Here is a 20,957-nt window from a genome sequence, read left to right as displayed (position 1 = left end):
GCTTGGCGAGCGGCACGAACAGGCCTTCCAGTGTGGCGCCGGTCTCCGGGTCGGGGGTGCCGGAGAACTCCAGGTCGCCGTCGCGCCGGTAGCGGTGCCGGAACACCCGGTGCGGTGCGGCGAGGTTCTCCTCGTTTGCCAGCTGCTCGTCGCCGAGCTGCCACGGCGCCGCCTCGGCGGTACAGGATTCGGACACCACACCATGTTAGCACGCTACTCGAACGTGTGTTCGACACTTTCGAGTGGTGAAGCCCGGCGCCCCGCCCGCGGTTGGGAACGCTCCTCCGGGGTAGGCACCGAGCGCATCAGCATGCGGCTGGTGCCGGCCCATCCCGGTTTCGGAGTCCAGTGATCTCGGCGGCGAGGTCGCGGTCGAGGATGCGGATGCGAGCTGGAGGGGCAGCAGAGTGCCGCACGGTGGCCACCGCGTCTGCTGCTTCTCGACCATCCGCTTGCTGGCCCCCTGGTCGACCGTGCTTTCCTCGTAGGCTGAAACTCGCCCGTGAGGGACAGGAGGCTGAGGTGGCCGAGACGACGGTTGCCGAGGTGATGGCCGAGCTGGCCGCGCTCGAGGACCCGAAGACACGCGAGGTGAACGAGAAGCACGGTGACGATCACGGTGTGAACCTCGGCAAACTGCGCGCGCTTGCGAAACGGCTGAAGACGCAGCAGGACCTCGCGCGCCGGCTCTGGGAGACGGATGACACCGCGGCGAGACTGCTGGCGATGCTGATCTGCCGCCCGAAGGCCTTCGAGCGTGACGAGCTGGACGTGATGTTGCGCGAGGCGCGCACCCCCAAGGTGCACGACTGGCTCGTGAACTACGTGGTGAAGAAGAACCCGCACTCGGAAGAGCTGCGGCTGGCCTGGTCCGGCGATCCGGATTCCGTGGTCGCGAGTGCCGGCTGGGCGCTGACCACCGAACGGGTGGTGAAGAACCCCGACGGCCTCGACCTCGCAGGACTGCTCGACGTCATCGAGGCGACGATGACAGACGCCCCGGATCGCCTGCAGTGGGCGATGAACCACTGTCTGGCTCAGATCGGGATCGAGCACGCCGAGCACCGCGCCCGGGCAATCGACATCGGTGAGCGCCTTGAGGTCCTCAAGGACTACCCGACTTCGCCGAACTGCACGTCTCCGTTCGCGCCGATCTGGATCACCGAGATGGTGCGCCGACAGCACGATAGGTGAGAAGGCTCGCGCTCACGCTCGTGCCGCAGCGGTCGTGAGTGAAGAACCGTGTTCCAGCCCCGGCTGAACACTCACGAGAGGTGACCAGGCACAACGCCTGCCTGGAATCAAGGACAGGTCGCTTGCACATGTGGCGCTGCTGGACGGGACACTAGTGACGTCGGTCACTTTCTGTCATACTGTCCCGGCGCGAGGCCTGGGAGCGCTCCCAGTACTGCGGTCGAGGAGCAGTGGTGCGCCGGTGCCGGCGGAGTACTTCAGCGACAATTACTACCTACCCCCGCCTGGTGTGCCCGGTTCGTGACGCGCTGACGCGGTGGTGCGGTGCCCGGGTCACCGCACCACCGCGCCGTCCGGAACCGCAGAGCGCCGCAGGTCCGAGCCCGCCGCCATGTTTCCGTCGCGTGTGGAGGCCTCGTGTCCTCGACGTGGTGGCCGCGGCGGTTCTGACGCGGCGACCACCGCTGCCGGTGTGTTCCGGCCGCATGCCGTTCAGGCCGGGCAGGGAATCGCCACCTGTGGGCCGGCGATGAGTTTCGCGCCCTCGCCCGGTCTATCGTGATGACCGGTCGACCCGAAGGAGAACCATGCCCGACATCGAAACCCGCGTCCTCGAAGTACCGGGCGCGCGTCTGCGGTACGACATCCGCGGTGACCTCTCCGCTCCCGGCGCCGCCGAACGCACCGTGTTCCTGATCGGCTCCCCGATGGACGCGGCCGGCTTCGGTACCCTGGTCGGCCACCTCACCGACCGGCCCGTGGTGACCTACGACCCGCGCCACACCGGTCGCAGCGAGCGGACCGACGACTCCGAGGTCACACCGGACGTGCACGCCGACGACCTGCACCGCGTGATCAAGGACCTGGGTCTGCCCGCGGTGAACGTCTTCGGCAGCAGCGGTGGTGCGATCAACGGGCTGGCCCTGGTCGCCGCCCACCCCGAGCAGGTCCGGATCCTCGTCGCGCACGAGCCACCCACGGTGTCGGTGCTGCCCGACCGAAAGCAGCTCGAGGCGGCCTGCCGCGACATCCACCAGACCTACCTGCGTGACGGCATGGGCGCGGCGATGGCCAAGTTCATCGCGCTCACCGGGCACACCGGCGAACTGCCAGAGGACTGGTCCGAGCGGCCCGCGCCGGACCCCGCCACGTTCGGGCTGCCCGCCGAGGACGACGGCAGCCGGGACGACCCGCTGCTGGGCACCGCCATGCTCACCGTCCCTTCCTACGAGCTCGACTTCGACGCCCTGGCGGCAGCACCGACGAGGATCCACCTTGCCGCGGGCTCGGAATCCGAAGGCCAGCTGACCGCGCGGGCACCGCGCGAGATCGCCGGCCGCCTCGGTTCCGAGTTGGTGGTGTTCCCCAGCCATCACGGCGGGTTCCTCGGCGACGAGTACGGCATGCCGGGTCAACCGGCCGCGTTCGCCGAGAAGCTGAAGGAGCTCCTCGACGCTCGTTGACGAACGCCCGGCCAGGAGACCAGTGCACGGCGGCGGTGGGCTCGGTTAGTGTCGTCGCCATGCCAGCCATGCTGTTCGCCGGCATCGCGGTCAGTGACCACGCGGCCGCGGTGCCCTGGTACGAGCGGTTCTTCGGCCGCGAGGCCACGTTCAAGGCCACCGAGACGGAGTCGGTGTGGGAGCTGGCCGAGCACCGGTGGATGTACGTCGTGGAGCGCCCGGAGCACGCGGGACACGCGATGCACACGATCCTCGTGGATGACCTGGACGGCGTCGTGTCGCAGATCGCCGAGCGCGGGATCGAGCCACAGAAGCGGGAGAACTACGACGACGGCGCCCGGAAGGCGATCTTCCGCGATCCGGACGGCAACGAGATCGGGTACGCCTGGGCACCACAGCCCGACTGACACGCGAGGCTCAGGCCCGCAACGGCCTGTGTCGCGACAGGGGAATGCCGCCCTTGCTCCGCGCCGCTGCCTGGACCTGATGACCGCCCGCCGGGGACTGCCGCCTCAGCCGCGGTAGTACCCGGCGAGCGCGCTGAAGGCGGCCTTGGGTTCCCAGGGCAGGTCCGGGTACGTCGCACCGTGGCGATCGTGGAGCACCTTGACGATCCCGGGGCTGGCCAGATCGAGGTCCTCGCGCGGGTTGCCGTCCGGGCGGTGCGGGAAGTTGTCGAGCGCGAAGAGGAACACGAAAGCGCTGTCGACGCCTTCCTTGTCGAAGATCTCCAGCAGCTCGCGCAGGTAGGTGGCTTGGCCGGCCTCGTCGCGGACGTACTCGCCGTCCAGCCGGATCGGCGCGGTGTGCTCGTCGTACTCGACGATCTCCAGGCAGCGAGCGCCGCGTTCGCCCGCGCCGCGGTAGGCGGCGGTGCCGAACTCGGTGATCGCGACGGGCTTTCCCTGAGCCACGAGGCTGCGGACGCCGCCGCTGAACACCTCGGCCACCTCGGCCGACCGGTAGAGATCGACACCGACGATGTCGAAGAGTGCCCAGTCGACGCGCTCGAGCGGGATGGCGGCGTAGGTGGTCCTGCCGCCGAACCGTTCGCGGACGAGTGTCATGGCGTTGCGGAGGAAGTCGTTGACCCGGAAGGAGAGTTCGTCGACCAGCTCGGGCAGGCGGTTCCGCTCGCGCTCGTTCAGCAACAGCCCGAGACGGTCGTTCTCGGTGTCGCCCGGCAGGAAGCCCTTGTTCATCACGCTGAGCTCGGCGCCTGCGACGAACACGACGTCGGCTCCCCGCTGCCGGACTCGCTCGGCCCGCTCGGCGCAGTCGGCGAGCAGCGAGAGCACCTCGTCGGTGGTCAGCTCCAGCGGGTAGGGCGAGAACCAGACCTCCAGTCCGAGGTCGGCGGCGCATGTCGCGGCGGTCTCCAGCCGCTCCGGATCACCGCCGGTGACGCGGACGGCGGTGCAGTGCAGGTCGTCCCGGATGATGCGCAGCTCGCGCTGCACCACGTCCGGGTCGAAGTGCTCGCGGGAGGTCACTCCGTTACGGAGGAAGCCGGTGTCGTAGGTGATGCCCTTGGCTCGCATGGACCTGGTCCTTCCCGATCGTGGTGGGGGCGAGACTAGCCATAAAATGTGCGTGTGCGCAGATTTGCGCACACGCACCTCGTCTGGGAGACTGAGCCGGTGACGGCGAGGCGGACGGGGTTACGCGAGCAGAAGAAGCAGGCCACCCGCGTGGCGCTGCGTGAGGCGGCACTGCGGCTGGCTCTCGAGCGCGGGCCGGACAACGTGCGCGTCGACGACATCGCCGACGCCGCCGGGGTCTCGCCGAGGACCTACAACAACTACTTCTCCAGTCGCGAGCAGGCGATCGTCGCCGCCGTGACCGCCGAACGGCAAGCACGGGTCGCCGCGGCGGTGGCCGCCCGCCCGGCCGACGTCCGCCTGGCCGACGCCGTGACCGAAGCTGTCGTGGAGCAGTACACCGACCCGGACGAGCGCGATCGCGACGTCCTGCTGCTGATCACCACGCGGCCCACACTGCGCGAGGCGTTCGTCGAGACGGCCACCGCCATCGAGCACTCGCTCGCCTCCGCGATCGCCCGGCGGCTGGGTGACACCGAGGCGAACACCACCCGCGTGCTCGCGGCGAGCGTGGCGGCCGCGGTGCGGGTCGCCCTACAGCAGTGGGTTCAGCCGGCCGCCGGCACCCCTCGGGCCGGTGGGCTCGTCGTGCCCTCCGGCTCGCTACCCGACCTGCTCCGCGCCGCGCTCGCGACACTCACACCCGCGCTCGATGCCGCCGAAGCACAGGCGGGACGGCCCGGTGCCTGACGCGATCTTCGCTCACCCCCGCCTCGCGCCGATCTACGACTTCTTTGACGGAGACCGCGACGACCTGACCGCCTACCTGGACATTGCCCGGGAGTTGGGCGCGGACCGTGTGCTCGACGTCGGTTGTGGGACAGGATGCCTGGCGATCCTTCTTGCCGAGAGGGGCCACACTGTCGTGGGTGTCGACCCGGCCAGGGCATCGCTCGAGGTCGGGGAGTCGAAGGACCGAACCGCAGGAGTCACATGGGTCCACGGTGATGCCACGACGGTGGCAGCGCGCGGTGCCGACCTGGTGGTGATGACGGGGAATGTGGCGCAGGTCTTCCTCACCGATGACGAGTGGGCACAGACTCTCCAAGCCATCCACGTGGCCCTTCGTCCCGGCGGTCACTTCGTGTTCGAGACGAGGCGTCCCGAGCGCCGGGCCTGGGAGGAGTGGGCTGCTGACCCTGCTCAGGTCGTCGTCGATGTTCCTGGGATCGGGCCGGTCGAGCAATGGCGTGAGGTCACCGACGTGAGCTTTCCGTTTGTCTCCTTTCGCCATACGTACAGGTTCCGGACGGACGGCGCAGTCGTCACGTCGGACTCGACCCTCCGGTTCCGCGGCTGTGACGAGGTGAGATCGAGCTTGGTCACCAACGGCTATCGCGTACAGGACGTGCGAGAAGCTCCAGACCGCCCAGGTCGCGAGTTCGTGTTCATCGCCCGCGCCGTCTGACCAGCCGGTTGAACTACCGGCCGTGGAGTTGGGTGAAGTACAGCAGGTTGCCGGAGGGATCGCCGAAGGCACAGTCGCGCACGCCGGAGGGTTGGTTGATCGGTTCCTGCATCACTTCGGCACCCGCGGCCTCGATGTGCTCGAAGACGGCATCGCAGTCGTCGGTCACGAAGACGAGCCTGCCCAGCAGTCCCTTGGTCATGAGGTCCTCGATCGCCTGCCGGTCGGCCGGCGAGGCGCCCCGGTCCACGCCGGGTGGTTCGAAGACGATCTGCACGTCGGGCTGCGACGGCGGGCTGACGCTCACCCACCGAACCCCTTCGGACTGGACGTCATCGCGTACCTCGAAGCCGAGTACGTCACGGTAGAAGCCGAGCGCCTCGCCGAGGTCGTGGACGGCGAGAGTGCAATACGCGAGCCTGAGATCCACGCCGGTCACGCTCGGTTCCGCCCCCGGGATCATCACTGCTCCTTGTCGCCGGTGCGGACGAAGACGATGTCGAGGTCGCGGAGCCGGTCCGGGTCAGCCTGCAGGGTGATACCGGTGATCTTCCCTTCGCTGATGGTGAAGCTGAAGACGACCTTCGGCAGGCCACGGTGCGCCCAGACGGCCGCCGGAACGCCGTCGACCAGAGCGAGCCGGGCGGCCTCAGCCCGGCCGGCGAAGGTGGCCGCCACCGCATCGGCGCCGCGTACCTCAGCGGCAGCGCCGATCCGCACGGCCGCCGGGTCGGCCACGAGCACGGCGTCCGAATCGAGCAGCGAGAGCAGTGCGGCGAAATCTCCATCCCGGGAAGCGGCCAGGAAGGCGGCGATGACCTCCCGCTTCCGGGATCGGGCAGCGTCCGACGGGGCGGTCGCTCCTTGCACTCTGCGGCGGGCCCGGCTGGCGAGCTGCCGGGCCGCGGCCGGGGAGCGGTCGATGATGTCGCCGATCTCGCCGAACGGCACACCGAAGATGTCGTGCAAGACGAACGCGAGCCGCTCGGCGGGAGTCAGCGTGTCCAGCACCATTGTCAGCGCGACCCCGACCGAATCGGCCAGCAGCGCGTCCTCTTCGGGAGTGGCCTGCCGGGTCGGGTCGGTGCTCGCGTCCGACGTGGCGGGCTCGGGCGGCAGCGCCCCGGTCGGCTCCTCACGCCGGGCCCTGCGTGCCTCGAGCATGTTCAGGCACACTCGGGCGACGACCGTGGTCAGCCACCCGGCCGGGTTCTCCACCTGGCCGGTGTCGGCGCGGCTGACGCGCAGCCACGCCTCCTGCACCGCGTCCTCGGCGTCGCTCGGTGAGCGGAGTATCCGGTAGGCCACCGCCTGCAAGCGGCCCTGGTGCTCGGCGAACCGCTCGCTCAGCCAGTCCTGCTCAACCATCTGTCACATTCCTCCGTCCCGGCCTGTCATACCAATTGACCGGCGACCCCGAACCGATGTGACATCCCGGGCCCACCGCGGATGTCCGGCGCTGCCCGGCCAGCAAGCAAGTACGTGGAAAACACAAGGAGAGAACCGTGTCACTGCAGTTGAGCGCCATCATGCTCGGCGTCAAGGACCTGGCCCGCGCCAAGAGCTTCTATGCCGAGGGCCTGGACTTCAAGATCGACAAGGATACCCCTCACTTCGTCTTGTTCAACCTGGGCGAGGGAGCACCGCAGCTGGCTCTCTACGAATGGGAGGCGGCGGCGCAGGACGCCGGTGTCTCCGCGGAGGGATCCGGCTTCCGCGGTGCCTCGTTCCACTTCAACCCCGACTCCAGGGACGCGGTGGACGAGACCATGCGCAACGCGGTGGCTGCCGGCGGCAGCGTGGTCAAGGAAGCGGCCGCCGCCGAGTGGGGCGGGTACTACGGCTACTTCAGCGACCCGGACGGCTATCTGTGGAAAGTCACCACCTACGCCTCCTGACCCACCGGACGAACCGGGGAAGCCGGCGAGCTGACACGATCGCGGGAGAACTGCGGATCGGCCACGATGTCGGCGGCGTCGTAGACCGGCGCGATCGACTTCGCCGACGTGGACACGGCGACCCAGTGCCCGTCGCGGGTCCGGTAGGTGTTGCGCGGCGCGTTGTTGGTCGAGCGGTTGCCCGTGCGCCGCTGGATGGTGCGCTCGGCTCGATGATCGCCACGTCGACGACCTGTCCTCGCCCGCCTCCCTCGCGTGCGGACAGCGCCACCATGATCGCGAATGCGGTGCCAGTCCGGTCGTGTCCGCGCGCCATGTACACGTGTTCCCGGTCTGTGAGCCCACGCGTGTGACTGCCCGGCACGGCCGTGATCGATATGGCACCGGTGAACGGCTGCTGTCCGTTGATCGGCGGCTCGTGCCGTCAGTACGCTCCACCGGGGTGATGAAGCGTGGGCAACGTGTCGGTGATCTCCGCGATCCTCTCCGTGGCCGGTGCGGTGGTGACGGTGACCTTGGGCGGTCTGTTCGAGTGGCGCCGGCGGCGGGCCGACCGGGAGCTGGCCCGTCGTGACCTTGTCAGTCGTTATCGGGATCCGCTGTTGCAGTCGGCGGCGCTGTTGGCCGCGCGGCTACGCATCGCGATCGACCTGTTCTCCGGCAGGCCGGTGCACCAGGCGGCGCCCGGCACGAAGCGTCAGGAAGACTACAATCGCTACGAAAGCCTGTACCGGTTGGCCGCGTATCTCGGCTGGGTCCAGATTCTGCGGCAGGAGGCCCATTTTCTCGATCTCGGCAGTCGCCGTCGCAGCAGGCACCTCATGCGCCGGCTCGCCGACGTCAGGGCCGCGCTCAGCGGACACGCGGAAGAGGGCGGAACCGATGTCTTCTTCCTGCTGGGCGGCGAACAGCAGGCCATCGGTGAACTGATGGTCGATCCGGACAGCCCCGATCGTCCTCGCTGCCTGGGATATGTGGCGTTCCGTCGCAAGTACCGGGACGACCCCGAGTTCATGGAATGGTTCTCGCCACTGGCCGAGGAGATCGACACTCTCGTCAAGAGGCCGCAGGAAGCCGTGATCCGGCTGACCACCATACACAACGCGCTGATCGAACTGATCATCTTTCTGGACCCGCGCAGAGTGTGGATTCTCGGCCCGCACCGGAAGTTCGAACGGAAGGCATTGCCGGTCTCTTCCGGCGAAGAGGCGATGGCGGCGACAGGCTGACGCGCCACCCACTGCCGCCGCGCACGATGCTGCCGTCCGTCAGACGGCGGACCAGCCGTTGTCGACGGGCAGGATCACGCCGTTGATGTTGCTCGCGGCGTCCGAGGCGAGGAAGACGATCGCGGCCGCCTGCTCGTCCGCCTCGGCGATGCGACCGAGGTTGTGCATGTAGCCGGCGAGGACTTTCGGGCCGTGCGCGCCGGCGTCCGCCTCCGGCATGAGGTTCGTCAGGGTGCCGCCGGGCGCGATGGCATTGGCGCGGATGCCGGAGTCGCGGTACATGATCGCGACGGACCTGGTGAGCCCGACGACGCCGTGCTTGGAGACGGTGTAGGCGGTGCCTGCCGCGCTGCCGCGCAGGCTCGCCTCGGAAGCCGTGTTGACGATCGCGCCCTTGCCCTTGGCGAGCATGTGGGGGAGGGCGGCGCGGGTGAGCAGGAACGGGGCGGTCAGGTTGACCCGGATGACCCGGTCCCACTCCGCGTCGGTGACGTCGGCGGGGGCGGACATCCGGTCCACGATTCCGGCGTTGTTCACCAGCACGTCGAGGGCGCCGAACTCGGCAACGGCCGTGTCGACGACCTGATCGGCCACCGCCTGTTCGCTCAGGTCGCCGGTCACCGCCACCGCGGTACCGCCCGCCGCCCGGATCTCCTCCACGGCCGCTTCGGCGGCCTGGCCGTCGAGGTCGGCCACAACCACCTTGGCGCCTTCGCCGGCGAACCGTAGAGCGGCTGCGCGGCCGATGCCCGATCCGGCGCCGGTGACCACGACGCCGCCGTTCTCCAGCCCACTGCTGCCCATGGTCATCTCCTTCGAAGTCGGACCGCGTCAGCCGATGCCCCGCCGGAAGCGAGGAAGGCACGCACCGGGCATGCGAACGACACACTCTACGACTTTTTGGCGCATCAAGCCATCAAGGCATGTAGTGACAAAAAGGGGTAGGCTTCCGGGAGTCAACCCTGTCGCTCGCGGAATGCGGAGTTGAGGTGCACCGCGATCACTCGCCGACCGCCGGAGCCGCCGTGACCAACCGCGACGGCCGGACCGGCCGCCCGCCTCTGACCGAACGGCGCAAGGCCGCCACCCGGCTGGAAATCGCTCGCGAGGCCGTGCGCCTGTTCACCGCGAACGGTGTCGCTGCGACGTCCGCCGAGGAGATCGCCGCGGCGGCGGGCATCTCCGCCCGGACGCTGTGGCGGTACTTCCCGAACAAGGAGAGCTGCGTCGAGCCCATGCTGACGGCGGGAATCGACATGACGCGGCGCGCCTTGGGTACCTGGTCACCTGGAGGAGGAGTGGCCGGTCTCCTCGACGAGCTGGAGCGCAACAACCGGCGGAGTGTCGCCGACCTACCCGTCCTGCTCGACCTGGTCCGGCTGACCCGCACGGAGCCGGGGCTGCGCGCGGTGTGGCTCCGGGCGCACGCCGACGCCGAGCCGGTGTTCGCCGCCGAGGTCGGCCGCGGCGCCGGCCTGCCCGGCGAGGACCTGTCCGTACGTGTCCGGGCCGTCATGATCAACAGCGCCCTGCGGGTGGCGGTGGAGCACTACGCCTTCCACACCGACCCGGCGCATGCCGACGAGGCGGGCGTGATCGACGCGGTACGTGCGGCGCTGCTGACAGTCGACCGCGGCCTCGCGGAGTGACGCCGGCCTTGTGACGCCCGGTGAGGCCGGCGGCCGGATGTTCCCGGCTGCTCGCGGGTGTTTCAGGGCTCAGGGCCGGGGTACGTCACCGCAGCCCGCACACGGAACCGGCGGGTGCCAGAGCTGGCTCCGAGTGGATGGGCGATTCGATGACTCGAACTCCGGCACGGCCGAACGCGTCACCACATCGCCCACGGCGGACCGGCGGGCGCGGGCAGGCGGTGCTGCGGTTGTTGCGCACCACCGACCACAAGACGGTCGGCGTCATGTACCTCACCACCTCGTTCGCGTTCTTCATGGTCGGTGGTCTCGATGCGTTGTTGATGCGTACCGAGCTGGCGCGACCGGGGTTGCAGTTCTTGTCTCCGGAGCAGTACAACCAGCTGTTCACGATGCACGGCACCATCATGATGTTGCTGTATGCGACGCCGAACGTGTTCGGGTTCGCCAACTTCCTGGTGCCGCTGCAGATCGGCGCGCCGGATGTGGCGTTCCCCCGGCTCAACGCGCTGTCCTACTGGCTGTACCTGTTCGGAGCCACGGTGACCGTCGGGGGATACCTGACGCCGGGCGGACCCGCCGACTTCGGCTGGTTCGCATACACTCCGCTGTCCACGGCCGCGTACTCACCCGGCACCGGCGCGAACCTGTGGGTCGTCGGACTGATCATCACCGGGCTGAGCACCGTACTCGGTGCCGTCAACATGATCACCACCATCGTCTGCCTGCGCATGCCGGGAATGCTCATGTGGCGGATGCCGATCTTCACGTGGAATATCCTGTTCACCAGCATCCTGGTACTGGCGGCATTCCCCATCCTGACCGCGGCATTGTTCGGCTTGCTCGCGGACCGGCATCTCGGGGCGCACGTGTTCGATCCGNTCTTCACGTGGAATATCCTGTTCACCAGCATCCTGGTACTGGCGGCATTCCCCATCCTGACCGCGGCATTGTTCGGCTTGCTCGCGGACCGGCATCTCGGGGCGCACGTGTTCGATCCGGCCAACGGCGGCGCGATCCTCTGGCAGCACCTGTTCTGGTTCTTCGGCCACCCCGAGGTCTACATCGTGGCGTTGCCCTACTTCGGCATCATCACCGAGATCGTTCCGGTGTTCAGCCGCAAACCGCTGTTCGGCTACAAGCTCATGGTGTGGGCGACGGTCGGCATCACCGCCCTGTCCTTCTCCGTGTGGGCGCACCACATGTTCGCCACCGGCGCGGTGGCGCTGCCGTTCTTCTCCTTCCTGACCTTCCTGGTCGCCGTGCCGACCGGAATCAAGTTCTTCAACTGGATCGGCACGATGTGGAAGGGGCAGCTCAGCTTCGAGTCGCCCATGCTGTGGGCCGTCGGATTCATGGTGACCTTCCTGTTCGGCGGACTCTCCGGCGTGATCCTCGGTGCGCCCGTGCTCAACTGGCACGTCACCGACAGCTATTTCGTCGTGGCGCACTTCCACTACGTTCTCTTCGGCACGATCGTGTTCGCCACGTTCGCCGGGCTCTACTTCTGGTTTCCGAAGATCACCGGCCGCATGATGGACGAGCGGCTGGCCAAACTGCATTTCTGGGCCACGTTCATCGGCTTCCATCTGACGTTCCTCGTGCATCACTGGCTCGGTGCCGAAGGTATGCCGCGCCGCTACGCCGACTACCTGCAGAGCGATGGGTTCACCACGTTGCACACCGTTTCCACGGTGGGTTCCTTCGTTCTCGGTCTCTCGGTCCTGCCGTTCATCTGGAACGTCATCCGCAGTTACCGCTACGGTGATCCCGTTGACGTGGACGATCCCTGGGGGTTCGGCAACTCACTGGAATGGGCCACCAGCTGCCCGCCGCCACGGCACAACTTCACCGAGCTACCGCGCGTCCGGTCCGAACGGCCGGCCTTCGAGCTGCACTACCCGCACATGGTCGAGCGGATGCGACAGGAAGCCCACCGCCCCCCGCCGGGCTACAGGACGCAGCCGCCCGATCCGGGTGAGCGCGGCGCGGCTGCGACGCAATCCGACGAGCAGGGACCGAGCAGTGACCCCCGCGGAAGGTGACCCCGGCATCAGCGATGACGGGTTCGGCGGCCGGTCTCGGGGCAGCGTGGGTGTGGCCCCCGGCTGGAGGTGCGGACGCCGCAGGTGAGCAGACCTGCCGCAAACGGTGTGCTCCTTGTCACGGGACCCTTGACGTCTGCCGCTGGAAGACTTGCGCGATGGCTTCCACGAACCTCTCGGTCGGCGTTGTCGGCGGGGGCGTCGGCGGGCTCAGCGCGGCGCTGTCGCTGCTGCGGGCCGGTTTCGACGTGCACGTGTTCGAGCGGGCATCGATGCTGGGCGAGGTGGGCGCGGGCGTTCAGGTCAGCCCGAACGCCTCGCGCGTCCTGCACCGGCTCGGGCTCGCCGAGGAGCTGGCCAGGACCGGCGTCAAGCCGCGTGAATTCCATCAGCGACGGTGGGACGACGGCAGCACGCTGCTGCGCTCGCCGCTGGCCGAGCCGCTGGAGGCGACCTTCGGCTTCCCGCATTACCAGATGCATCGGGCCGACCTGCTGGACGCGCTGGCCACCGCGGTGCCGGCCGAGCGGATCCACCTCCGGCGCCGGCTGACGAGCTTGGTCGACCGCGGCGACCGGATCGAGGCACGGTTCGCGGGTGGCACGAGTGTCGAGGTCGACGTGCTGGTGGGCGCCGACGGTATCCACTCGGTGGTGCGCGACGAGCTGTTCGGCCCCGAGGATCCCCATTTCACCGGCTGTGTCGCCTATCGCGGTCTGGTCCCGGCGGACCGGCTGCGTGAGCTGGCCCTGGAGACGACCGCACAGCTCTGGATGGGGCCGGGCCGGCATTTCGTGCACTACTTCGTCCGCAGCCGCGGTCTGGTCAACGTCGTGGCGATCGTCGAGCAGGACGCGTGGACGCGTGAGTCGTGGACCGACCGCGGTGACATCGCCGATGCGCGGGCCGCGTTCGACGGCTGGCATCCCCAGGTCCGGCAGATCCTGGCGGCGGTCGACGAGACGTTCATCTGGGCGCTGTTCGACCGCGCTCCGCTCGAACGCTGGTCCTCGGGCCGGGCGACACTGCTCGGAGATGCGTGTCACGCGATGTTGCCCTTCATGGCCCAGGGGGCCGCGCAGGCGATCGAGGACGGGGCGACGCTGGCGGCGTGCCTTGCCCAGGCCGGATCGGACGTCGCCGGGGCGCTGCGTCACTACGAGCGGCTGCGCATCCCGCGGACATCCCGCCTGCAGGCGCTGTCGGCGGCCAACAAGGTGCGCTTCCACCTGCCCGACGGGCGGTTACAGCGAGAACGCGACGCGCAGATGGCCACCGGCACGACCGACTTCGCGTTCGACGCCGTCGCGTGGATCTACAAGCACGACGCCGCGGCCGTGGAGCGGGTCGCCGGCTCGTGACTGCGTAACAGTGTTCTAACTCGTGTACGCACTCACGAGAGGTGACGCTCATCGGTAGGCGGGCTGTCCGGTCAGCAGATTGCCGAGCACCAGCGTGTGGATCTCTTCGGTGCCTTCGTAGGTGAGCACCGACTCGAGGTTGGCGGCATGCCGGATCACCGGGTACTCGAGGCTGATTCCGTTGGCGGCCAGGATGGTGCGCGAGGTGCGCGCGATGTCGATCGCGGCCCGCACGTTGTTCAGCTTGCCGAAGCTGACCAGCTCCGGTGGCAGTGTGCCGTCGTCCTTGCGCCGACCGAGATGCAGTGCCAGCAGCAGGCCCTTGTTGAGTTCCAGCGCCATGCCCACCAGCTTCTGCTGGGTGAGCTGGAACCCTCCGATGGGCCCGCCGAACTGCTCACGGTCGCGAGCATAGGCGAGCGCCGTCTCGTAGCAGCTCCGGGCGGCACCCAGCGCTCCCCACAGGATGCCGTAGCGCGCCTCGGACAGGCACGACAGCGGACCCCGCAGGCCGGTGACGCCGGGCAGCACGGCGTCTTCCGGCAGCCGCACGTCCCGCAACACGAGCTCCGCCGTGGCCGACATCCGCAGCGACATCTTGTGCCGGATCTCGGCCGCGGCGAATCCCGGTGTCCCGCTGGGTACGAGGAAGCCGCGCACGCCCTCGTCCGTGCGGGCCCAGACCACGGCGACGTCGGCGATCGTGCCGTTGGTGATCCAGGTCTTCGAGCCGTTCAGCACCCAGCCGGAGCCGTCGCGCCGGGCGGTGGTGCGCATGCCGGCCGGGTCGGACCCGGAGTCGGGCTCGGTCAGCCCGAAACAGCCGATGGCCTCGCCGCGGGCCATCGGCGGCAGCCATCGCTCCTTCTGCGCCTCGGAGCCGTACTTCCAGATCGGGAACATCGCCAGTGAACCCTGCACGGAAACGAAGCTGCGCAACCCGCTGTCGCCTGCCTCCAGCTCCAGGCACGCCAGGCCGTACGCCACGGCGTTCGTGCCCGCGCATCCGTAGCCGGTGAGATGCATCCCGAGCAGCCCCAGCTCGCCGAGCGAGCGAACGAGGTGCGCGGGGAACGTCGCCTCCTCGAACCACCGGCCCGCGTGCTCGCCGACCTCCTTGCGGACGAACCTCCTGACCGTGTCGGCGATCGCGCGTTCCTCCTCGCCGAGCTCCTCGCGCAGGCCGAGCAGGTCGAGGGGATCGGGTTTCGTCATGTCGTGCTCCCTTCCCGGCGCCGCGCCAGCGCGAGTGTTTCGGGGCCGTTCTCGATGACTTCCCCCAGCAGGCACAGCAGGGCTTCCTGATTCCGTGGGCCGACGAGCTGGGCGCCTACCGGCAGCCCGGAAGCGCTGAGCCCCGCCGGTACGGTGAGCGCCGGATGCCCGGTGACCGACGCCACCGCGGTGAGCCGGTAGTAGGCCGACTCCACGGGCTCGTCGCGGTCCCCGAGGCGTACGGTCCCGGCGCCGAGCGGTGCGGCGGTGACCGGGACCGTCGGCGTCAGCAGCGCGTGGACCTCGGTGAAGGCGTCGTCGAGCTCGTCGCGGACGGCGCCCGCCCTGGCGCGGGCCTCCGTATAGTCCTCTTCGGACACATCGTTGCCGGCGCGGAGGCGCTCGGCCACTTCCGCACCGGCGCCGCCGGGACAGGCTCGCAGCTCCGCCCACCAGTGCCGGGCCGACTCGGCGAGCATGATCGTGTAGCCGGCGCCGCGTGCGTGCCGGTGGGCGAGCGGGAGCTCGATCTCCACGACGCGGGCGCCCGTGGCGCGCAGCGAGTCCGACGCGGCGTCGAGCAGGCGCGCCACCTCGGCGTCGATCCGGCCCGTCCACAGCGCGGACGGCACGCCGACCGTCAGGCCGGTGACGTGCGGGGGAGCGGGCCGCACGGCACCGCCGAGAACCTCGTGCACGCGCAGGCATTCCCTGGCGGTGCGCGCGATCGGCCCGACGGTGTCCATCGACGACGCGAGCGGTGTCACGCCACGCGAGGAGACGGCGCCTGCGGTGGGCCGCAGGCCCGCGACGCCGCACAGTGCGGCGGGTATGCGGATCGAGCCGCCGGTGTCGGTACCCAGCGCCACCGGCACCACGCCGGTGGCCACCGCGACCGCGGAGCCGCCGCTGGAGCCGCCCGCGTCCCGGCCGGGATCCCACGGGTTGCGGCAGCCCGGGGTGACGACCGACCACGCCAGCTCCGGAAGCCGCGTGCGGCCGATGAGGACGTACCCGGCCGCTCGCAGCCGGGCCCAGGCATCGGAGTCCTCGGAGGCGACGCGGTGGCCCAGCCCGGGCGTTCCGCTGCGCACCATCTGCCCGGCGACGTCCACCACGTCCTTGACGGCCACCGGCGTTCCAGGCCGCGCCCGCGCGTGCGGGTACAGCTCGACGAACGCGCCCAGCTCCTCGGTCTCCTCCGCCCTGCGCAGGGCGCGGCCGGCGGGAGTGTCCAGCTCGGCCCGGGCCACCTTGCCCATGTGGTTGCGGGGCAGGGCCGCGACCGGAAGGACCACCTTCGGGCACTTGTACGGCGCCAGCAGGGATCGAGCGTGCTCGATCAGCGCCTCAGGGGGCACCGCCTCGCGCAGCACGACCCACGCGGTCACCTGCTCGCCCCAGTGCTCGTGCGGCAGGCCGGCGACGGCGGCCTCCGCCACCGCGGGATGCCGCTCCAGCGCCACCTCGACCTCGCGCGGATACACGTTGAGGCCGCCGGTGATGATCAGCTCCTTGCTGCGTCCCCGGATCACCAGGTGCCCCGACCCTGGATCGATCTGCCCGAGGTCGCCGGTGCGAAACCAGCCGTCCGCGGTGAACGCCTCCGCCGTCGCCTCCTGGTTGTTCCAGTACCCGGAGAACACCTGCGGACCCCGCAGCTGGATCTCGTCGTCCACCAGGCGCAACAGGACGCCGGGCAGCGGGAGGCCTACGGTGTCGGCGCGCGCCGCACCGTAGGGATTGGACACGTCCAGCCCGGTCTCGGTCGTGCCGTAGCGGACGAGGGGCGGCCGGCCGAAGGTGGCCGCGACCCTCGCCGCGAGTGCCTCGCTCAGCGGCGCCGAACCACAGACGCACAGCCGCAACGCGCCGAGCACGTCCGTGGCACCGGGCGCGTCGACGAGCCTTTCGTACATCGTCGGCACCGCGAACAGCACCGTGGCACCGCGTGCCGCCCGAACGAGCGCGTCGGTGGTGAAGCGGGACAGCAGCCGGGCGGTGGACCCGGCGACGAGCGTGGCATGGACGCCGCCGAGCCCGTGCTGATGGAACAGTGGCAGGGCGTGCACCAGCACGTCGTCGGCGGACCATCGCCACGCGGCCATCGCGGCTCTGATCGACGTCAGCAACCGCCGGTGGCTCAGCGGCACCCCTTTCGGCCTGCCGGTCGTGCCCGAGGTGTAGGCGAGCAGCGCCACCTCGTCCGGGCCGGAGGACGTCGCGGGCAGCGGGCGGCCCCGTGGCACGGCGTGCAGCGGCTGCGCCGGGATTCCGGGGGGTGTGGCCTCCGGGTCGGCGACGAGTGCGAGGGCGGCGGAGGAGTCGGCGAACAGGTGGCCGAGCTCGGCGGCTGTGGCGGCCGGGTTGGCCGGCACAACGACGCCTCCCGCGCGCAGCGTTGCGAGGTAGCACCGCACGAAGTCGGTCGAGGACGGTCCACTGAGGACCACGCGGTCGCCGGGGCCGATCCGGTCGGAAAGCCAGCCGGCGATCCGTGCCGCGTCGGCGTCGAGCTCGCCGTGCGTGACGGTCTCACCGTCGATGTCCAGCGCGATCCGGTCGGGAAACTTCCGGGCGCTCGCGTGCGCCAGGGCCGGCAGGGTGGCGTTGCCGAGCCCGCTCGCGAACGACTCGTCGGCACCGGGCACGTGCACCCGCCACGCCGCCTCGCTCCACTCGACCCACTCGATGTCCGCCCGGTTCATCGGGGCACCGTGCCCGGCCACTGCCGCAGGTTGCGGTGCCGCTCGGCCGCGAGCCGGTCCGGCAGGCCGCCGCCGGCCGCCGTGATCGACTTGACCCCCGCCACCGCCGCCGCGTCGAGCCCGGCCACGGTCGCGACCAGCTTCTCGGCCACCGGCCAGGGTTCGTCGTCCACGGAGTTGACGAGACCGATGCGCAGTGCCTCGGCGGCGCCGACCCAGCGTCCGCTCAACGTCAGTTCGAGCGCGATGCCGCGGCCGACGAGGTCCGGCAGCACCCAGGCGCCGACGGCGAGCCCGTGCCCGGGGCCGGCCCAGCGGAACCGGCAGCCTGGTCCGGCGACCCGCAGGTCGGCGGCTGTCGCGAGCTGCGCGCCGCCGCCCACCGCCGGGCCCTCGACGACCGCGATCACGGGTCCCGGCCTGGTCACCAGGCGGTGATAGGTCTCGTAGAGCAGGTCACTGCAGCGTGTGCGTTCGGCGTCGGTGATGTCGAGGTCGGCGCCCGCGCAGAAGATCGCCGGATCCGTGCTGCCCAGCAGCACCGGGCCGGCCGGGTCGTGGTCGAGTTCGGCGAGCAGGGCCGCAACGGTGTTCTCGTCGATCGCGTTGCGGCGTCCGGGCCGGTCGAACCGGATCCGGGTGAGCCCGTGCTCCGCCCGCTCGACGGACAGCGGTGCCCCCGGTGTCATGTGCTCGCCCCCGTTGTCGAGGTGCTCAGCGAACGGGGATCACGTTCCCGCCACTTGCCGTGCTCGACCGCCGTGAGGAAGCGCTCGGCCAGGCGGTTGAACAGTTCCGGTTCCTCGAGGTTGGTGACATGTCCGGACCTGGGCAGAACGGCCAGGCCGCACCGCGGGATCGTGCGCTTGAGCATCAGGTCGGTCTCGAGAACGCCGTCGTCCTCGTCGCCCGCGACAAGGAGGACCGGTGGCTCGCACGCGGCGAGCTCGTCCCGCATCGCGTACAGCGAGGGCCGCTGCTTCTGTACTCCCCGCATCGTCAACGCCGCGCCGAGCGGGTCGTGCTCGCCGAGGACGTGAACGTGCTCGGCGTGGCCGCGCGGGTCCTTCGCCTCGTACTGCACCCGGGCGGGACCGGTGCCGTACCACCGGGACATCGCGGCCGAGCCTTCCTCCTCGAAGGCGACCGCGATCCGCTCCGACTCGGCGCGAAAGCCTTCCTCCTTGTCGGGGTGGGCACCGTATCCGCAGCCGGCGACGATCGCGCCGAGGGTGCGGTCCGGATGCCGGAGCGCGAAATGCAGCGCACCGAAGCCGCCCATCGAGTTGCCGACCAGGAAGGCCCGATCGGCCCCGGCGGCGTCCAGCACCGCGGCGACGTCGGAGACGGCGCGCGACTGGCTGTAGGAGTCCTGCCCGGCCGGTACGTCGGAGGGAGGGAAGCCGCGCGCCGAGAACACGAGGCAGCGGTAGGTCCGGGAGAAGTGCCGGACCTGTGGTTCCCAGGAACGGTGGTCGCCCGCGAACTCGTGGAGGAAGACGATGGTGTCGCCGCTCCCGGTCTCCTCGTAGTAGAGCCGGACGTCGTCGTCGGTGACTGCGTATGGCACGTGTCGCTCCCATCGTGCTAGTGGCGGTGCCCCGAACGATTCCCGGAACGCAGCGCGTGCCGTGCGCCGGTCCTGGCGCCGAGGTAGGCCGCCGCTCCGGAAAGGGCGACGGTCACGGCCGACGGAGCGTGGCGCACCAGCCATGGCCGGATGAGCAGCCGCCACGCGTCCAGTGTCGCGTCCGGTCGCGCAGCGGAGTCCTCGGCGCCCGCGGCGGCCGCTGCCGGTTCGGCGGCCTCCACGCCGCCACGCGCGAGCATCTCCTCCAGGTTGGCGGCGAACGTTCGCAGGAAGCCGTCCGAGGTCTCGGCGATCACGCCGCGGCCGAACTGCGCGACCTTCCCGCGGATGTCGAGATCGGTCTCGATCTCGACCACGGTCGCACCGTCGCGCTCGCTGAGCCGGGTGACCACGTAGGCGTCGGCGTTGCCCGCTCCTCGCTGCTCGCGGCCCTTCGCCCGCATCGTCAGCCGCCACTGCTCGCGGTCGGTGTCGAGCACGTGCAGCTTCCCGGAGTACGCGACGGCGAGGGGGCCCACCCTGACCTTGACCTCACCGTCGTAGACGTCCTCCGCGGATCGGCCGACGACGCGGGCGCCCGGCATGCAGGCCGCCACCCGCTCGATGTCCGAGAAGGCGTCGAACACCTCGGCCGCCGGGCGATCGACGCGGAAGGAGTTGGTGAGGCGCACGTCAGCGTTCCCTCTCAGCGTTCCATCAGTGCCTTGCGCTGGGCACCGTCGATGGGCACGTGCGCGCCGTGCACGCTGCCCGCGACGTCCGAGGCGAGGAACGCGACGAGGGCGGCGACCTCGTCCGGCCGCGTGATGCGGCCCAGCGGGATGGAAGCCTCGGCGCGGCGGCGGGCCTCGGCCTGGTCGACACCCATGTCGCGGGCGAAGGCCTTCTCCAGGCCGTCCCAGCGGTCGGTGTCCACCGGTCCCGGGTTGACGGTGTTGACCCGTACGCCCTTGGGGCCGTACTGGTCCGCGATGGAGGAGGCGAAGTTGAGGTCGGCGGCGTTGGCGGCGCCGGCCGTCATCTCCCAGAAGCTCGGCTTGAGCCCGTCGTTGCCGACCACGAGCACGATGGAGCCGCTGCCCTCGTCCACCATGTGCGGGACGACCGCCCGTACCGTTCGCACGTAACCCAGGAACTTGAGGTTCAGGCTCTGCATCCACTGTTCCTCGGTGAGTTCTTCCAGCAGCCCGCCGGGGGAGCTGCCCGCGCAGGTGACCAGTACGTCGATCCGGCCGAACTCGCCGATGGCGGTTCGCACGCAGCGCTCGACGTCGGTGTCCCGGCTCATGTCGCCGGTGAGCGGAATGATCTTGCGGCCGGTCTCGGCCTGGATCTCGGCGGCGGCCTGCTCCAGGCCCTCCCGTCCGCGTGCGGTGATGACGACGTCGCATCCCTCCTGGGCGAGGCGGAGCGTCACCTGACGGCCGATTCCCTTGCTGGCACCGGTTACGAACGCGACCTTGTCAGTGAGGTTCAGGTCCATCTCAGCATCTCCTTCGATTTGGTATATCAAATATCGACAGCCGGTATCTGTCAAGGTCGCGCAGAGTTCCTTTGCCGTGCCCGATCGTTGGGATATGGTATATCAAGCGACC

21 protein-coding genes and 1 pseudogene are annotated in these 20,957 nt (G+C 69.9%); 10 read left to right on the top strand and 12 right to left on the bottom strand.

The features are described 5' to 3' along the window. Positions 1-196 (bottom strand): annotated as a pseudogene (locus tag JAP66_RS27315) (hypothetical protein); the annotation flags it as partial. Between the two features lie 326 nt (positions 197-522). On the opposite strand from JAP66_RS27315, the gene JAP66_RS27310 reads away from it, so the two are divergent. The 3 genes from JAP66_RS27310 to JAP66_RS27300 all read left to right on the top strand — a co-directional run bounded on the left by JAP66_RS27310 (position 523) and on the right by JAP66_RS27300 (position 3,064). Beyond that, a complete protein-coding gene (locus JAP66_RS27310; RefSeq protein WP_307849738.1) occupies positions 523-1,194 on the top strand; it encodes a DNA alkylation repair protein in 672 nt (223 codons plus the stop codon). A gap of 587 nt (positions 1,195-1,781) precedes the next feature. Then, complete coding sequence (locus JAP66_RS27305; protein ID WP_199434716.1) at positions 1,782-2,657, top strand: alpha/beta fold hydrolase; 876 nt, start codon at positions 1,782-1,784, stop codon at positions 2,655-2,657. A 59-nt stretch (positions 2,658-2,716) separates the two neighbouring features. After that, entirely contained in the window at positions 2,717-3,064 is a 348-nt protein-coding gene (locus JAP66_RS27300; RefSeq protein ID WP_199434715.1) for a VOC family protein, read from the top strand. A gap of 105 nt (positions 3,065-3,169) precedes the next feature. Here the strand turns inward: JAP66_RS27300 and JAP66_RS27295 are convergent, their stop codons facing one another. Beyond that, positions 3,170-4,198, bottom strand: coding sequence for a glycoside hydrolase family 113 protein (locus JAP66_RS27295; protein ID WP_199434714.1), 1,029 nt, complete (start codon positions 4,196-4,198; stop codon positions 3,170-3,172). Positions 4,199-4,297: 99 nt separating this feature from the next. Between JAP66_RS27295 and JAP66_RS27290 the strand changes: the two genes are divergently transcribed. Together JAP66_RS27290 and JAP66_RS27285 are read left to right on the top strand one after the other, a co-directional pair. After that, complete coding sequence (locus JAP66_RS27290) at positions 4,298-4,948, top strand: TetR/AcrR family transcriptional regulator (protein WP_199434713.1); 651 nt, start codon at positions 4,298-4,300, stop codon at positions 4,946-4,948. Then, on the top strand, positions 4,941-5,666 hold the full coding sequence (locus JAP66_RS27285) for a class I SAM-dependent methyltransferase (protein ID WP_199434712.1): 726 nt from the start codon (positions 4,941-4,943) through the stop codon (positions 5,664-5,666). The genes JAP66_RS27290 and JAP66_RS27285 overlap by 8 nt, the downstream gene beginning before the upstream one ends. A gap of 13 nt (positions 5,667-5,679) precedes the next feature. Here JAP66_RS27285 and JAP66_RS27280 read toward each other — a convergent pair whose 3' ends face one another. Further along, entirely contained in the window at positions 5,680-6,129 is a 450-nt protein-coding gene (locus tag JAP66_RS27280; protein ID WP_199434711.1) for a VOC family protein, read from the bottom strand. Then, a complete protein-coding gene (locus JAP66_RS27275; RefSeq protein ID WP_199434710.1) occupies positions 6,129-7,034 on the bottom strand; it encodes a sigma-70 family RNA polymerase sigma factor in 906 nt (301 codons plus the stop codon). The genes JAP66_RS27280 and JAP66_RS27275 overlap by 1 nt, the downstream gene beginning before the upstream one ends. A gap of 137 nt (positions 7,035-7,171) precedes the next feature. Here JAP66_RS27275 and JAP66_RS27270 point away from each other — a divergent pair, with 137 nt between their 5' ends. Next, on the top strand, positions 7,172-7,564 hold the full coding sequence (locus tag JAP66_RS27270; RefSeq protein WP_199434709.1) for a VOC family protein: 393 nt from the start codon (positions 7,172-7,174) through the stop codon (positions 7,562-7,564). On the opposite strand, the gene JAP66_RS33350 is transcribed toward JAP66_RS27270, so the two are convergent. Then, entirely contained in the window at positions 7,552-7,761 is a 210-nt protein-coding gene (locus JAP66_RS33350; protein ID WP_372449015.1) for a CoA transferase, read from the bottom strand. The genes JAP66_RS27270 and JAP66_RS33350 overlap by 13 nt on opposite strands. Positions 7,762-8,016: 255 nt before the next feature. On the opposite strand from JAP66_RS33350, the gene JAP66_RS27260 reads away from it, so the two are divergent. After that, on the top strand, positions 8,017-8,793 hold the full coding sequence (locus tag JAP66_RS27260; protein WP_199434708.1) for a hypothetical protein: 777 nt from the start codon (positions 8,017-8,019) through the stop codon (positions 8,791-8,793). A 39-nt stretch (positions 8,794-8,832) separates the two neighbouring features. On the opposite strand, the gene JAP66_RS27255 is transcribed toward JAP66_RS27260, so the two are convergent. After that, positions 8,833-9,597 carry an SDR family NAD(P)-dependent oxidoreductase gene (locus tag JAP66_RS27255; protein ID WP_199434707.1) on the bottom strand — a complete coding sequence of 255 codons (765 nt, stop codon included), beginning with the start codon at positions 9,595-9,597 and terminating at the stop codon, positions 8,833-8,835. Positions 9,598-9,818: 221 nt separating this feature from the next. On the opposite strand from JAP66_RS27255, the gene JAP66_RS27250 reads away from it, so the two are divergent. The 3 genes from JAP66_RS27250 to JAP66_RS27240 all read left to right on the top strand — a co-directional run bounded on the left by JAP66_RS27250 (position 9,819) and on the right by JAP66_RS27240 (position 13,848). Beyond that, positions 9,819-10,442: a TetR/AcrR family transcriptional regulator gene (locus JAP66_RS27250; RefSeq protein ID WP_199434706.1), complete on the top strand. Its 624-nt coding sequence runs from the start codon at positions 9,819-9,821 to the stop codon at positions 10,440-10,442. Between the two features lie 149 nt (positions 10,443-10,591). Continuing rightward, positions 10,592-12,487, top strand: a complete 1,896-nt coding sequence (locus tag JAP66_RS27245; RefSeq protein ID WP_199434705.1) for a cytochrome c oxidase subunit I — start codon at positions 10,592-10,594, stop codon at positions 12,485-12,487. A 158-nt stretch (positions 12,488-12,645) separates the two neighbouring features. Continuing rightward, on the top strand, positions 12,646-13,848 hold the full coding sequence (locus JAP66_RS27240) for an FAD-dependent monooxygenase (protein WP_199434704.1): 1,203 nt from the start codon (positions 12,646-12,648) through the stop codon (positions 13,846-13,848). A 48-nt stretch (positions 13,849-13,896) separates the two neighbouring features. Here the strand turns inward: JAP66_RS27240 and JAP66_RS27235 are convergent, their stop codons facing one another. Genes JAP66_RS27235 through JAP66_RS27205 form a run of 6 tightly spaced genes read right to left on the bottom strand, consistent with a single transcriptional unit; the run spans position 13,897 to position 20,845 of the window. Then, positions 13,897-15,063 (bottom strand): acyl-CoA dehydrogenase family protein, encoded by a 1,167-nt coding sequence (locus JAP66_RS27235; RefSeq protein ID WP_199434703.1) that lies wholly within the window; start codon positions 15,061-15,063, stop codon positions 13,897-13,899. Further along, positions 15,060-17,771, bottom strand: a complete 2,712-nt coding sequence (locus tag JAP66_RS32475) for an amidase family protein (RefSeq protein WP_235999560.1) — start codon at positions 17,769-17,771, stop codon at positions 15,060-15,062. Before JAP66_RS32475 ends, JAP66_RS27235 begins: the two co-directional genes overlap by 4 nt. Continuing rightward, positions 17,768-18,460 carry an enoyl-CoA hydratase/isomerase family protein gene (locus tag JAP66_RS27220; protein WP_199434702.1) on the bottom strand — a complete coding sequence of 231 codons (693 nt, stop codon included), beginning with the start codon at positions 18,458-18,460 and terminating at the stop codon, positions 17,768-17,770. The genes JAP66_RS32475 and JAP66_RS27220 overlap by 4 nt, the downstream gene beginning before the upstream one ends. Beyond that, a complete protein-coding gene (locus JAP66_RS27215) occupies positions 18,457-19,341 on the bottom strand; it encodes an alpha/beta fold hydrolase (RefSeq protein ID WP_199434701.1) in 885 nt (294 codons plus the stop codon). The genes JAP66_RS27220 and JAP66_RS27215 overlap by 4 nt, the downstream gene beginning before the upstream one ends. A gap of 17 nt (positions 19,342-19,358) precedes the next feature. After that, entirely contained in the window at positions 19,359-20,033 is a 675-nt protein-coding gene (locus JAP66_RS33060; protein WP_199434700.1) for an SRPBCC family protein, read from the bottom strand. A gap of 14 nt (positions 20,034-20,047) precedes the next feature. Beyond that, complete coding sequence (locus tag JAP66_RS27205) at positions 20,048-20,845, bottom strand: SDR family NAD(P)-dependent oxidoreductase (protein WP_199434699.1); 798 nt, start codon at positions 20,843-20,845, stop codon at positions 20,048-20,050. Positions 20,846-20,957 lie beyond the last annotated feature (112 nt).

The sequence above is a fragment of the Qaidamihabitans albus genome (genome assembly GCF_016464705.1).
Classification (GTDB): domain Bacteria; phylum Actinomycetota; class Actinomycetes; order Mycobacteriales; family Pseudonocardiaceae; genus Qaidamihabitans; species Qaidamihabitans albus.
The sequence above is the reverse complement of the archived record's forward strand: the minus strand, read 5'-3'. Positions and strand labels throughout refer to the sequence as shown.

Coding starts and splice junctions, on each gene's coding strand:
- JAP66_RS32475 (WP_235999560.1), bottom strand. CDS start 17,771: ATGAACCGGGCGGACATCGAGTGGGTCGAGTGGAGCGAGGCGGCGTGG.
- JAP66_RS27300 (WP_199434715.1), top strand. CDS start 2,717: ATGCCAGCCATGCTGTTCGCCGGCATCGCGGTCAGTGACCACGCGGCC.
- JAP66_RS27235 (WP_199434703.1), bottom strand. CDS start 15,063: ATGACGAAACCCGATCCCCTCGACCTGCTCGGCCTGCGCGAGGAGCTC.
- JAP66_RS27295 (WP_199434714.1), bottom strand. CDS start 4,198: ATGCGAGCCAAGGGCATCACCTACGACACCGGCTTCCTCCGTAACGGA.
- JAP66_RS27280 (WP_199434711.1), bottom strand. CDS start 6,129: ATGATCCCGGGGGCGGAACCGAGCGTGACCGGCGTGGATCTCAGGCTC.
- JAP66_RS27240 (WP_199434704.1), top strand. CDS start 12,646: ATGGCTTCCACGAACCTCTCGGTCGGCGTTGTCGGCGGGGGCGTCGGC.
- JAP66_RS27305 (WP_199434716.1), top strand. CDS start 1,782: ATGCCCGACATCGAAACCCGCGTCCTCGAAGTACCGGGCGCGCGTCTG.
- JAP66_RS27220 (WP_199434702.1), bottom strand. CDS start 18,460: ATGACACCGGGGGCACCGCTGTCCGTCGAGCGGGCGGAGCACGGGCTC.
- JAP66_RS27205 (WP_199434699.1), bottom strand. CDS start 20,845: ATGGACCTGAACCTCACTGACAAGGTCGCGTTCGTAACCGGTGCCAGC.
- JAP66_RS27275 (WP_199434710.1), bottom strand. CDS start 7,034: ATGGTTGAGCAGGACTGGCTGAGCGAGCGGTTCGCCGAGCACCAGGGC.
- JAP66_RS27255 (WP_199434707.1), bottom strand. CDS start 9,597: ATGGGCAGCAGTGGGCTGGAGAACGGCGGCGTCGTGGTCACCGGCGCC.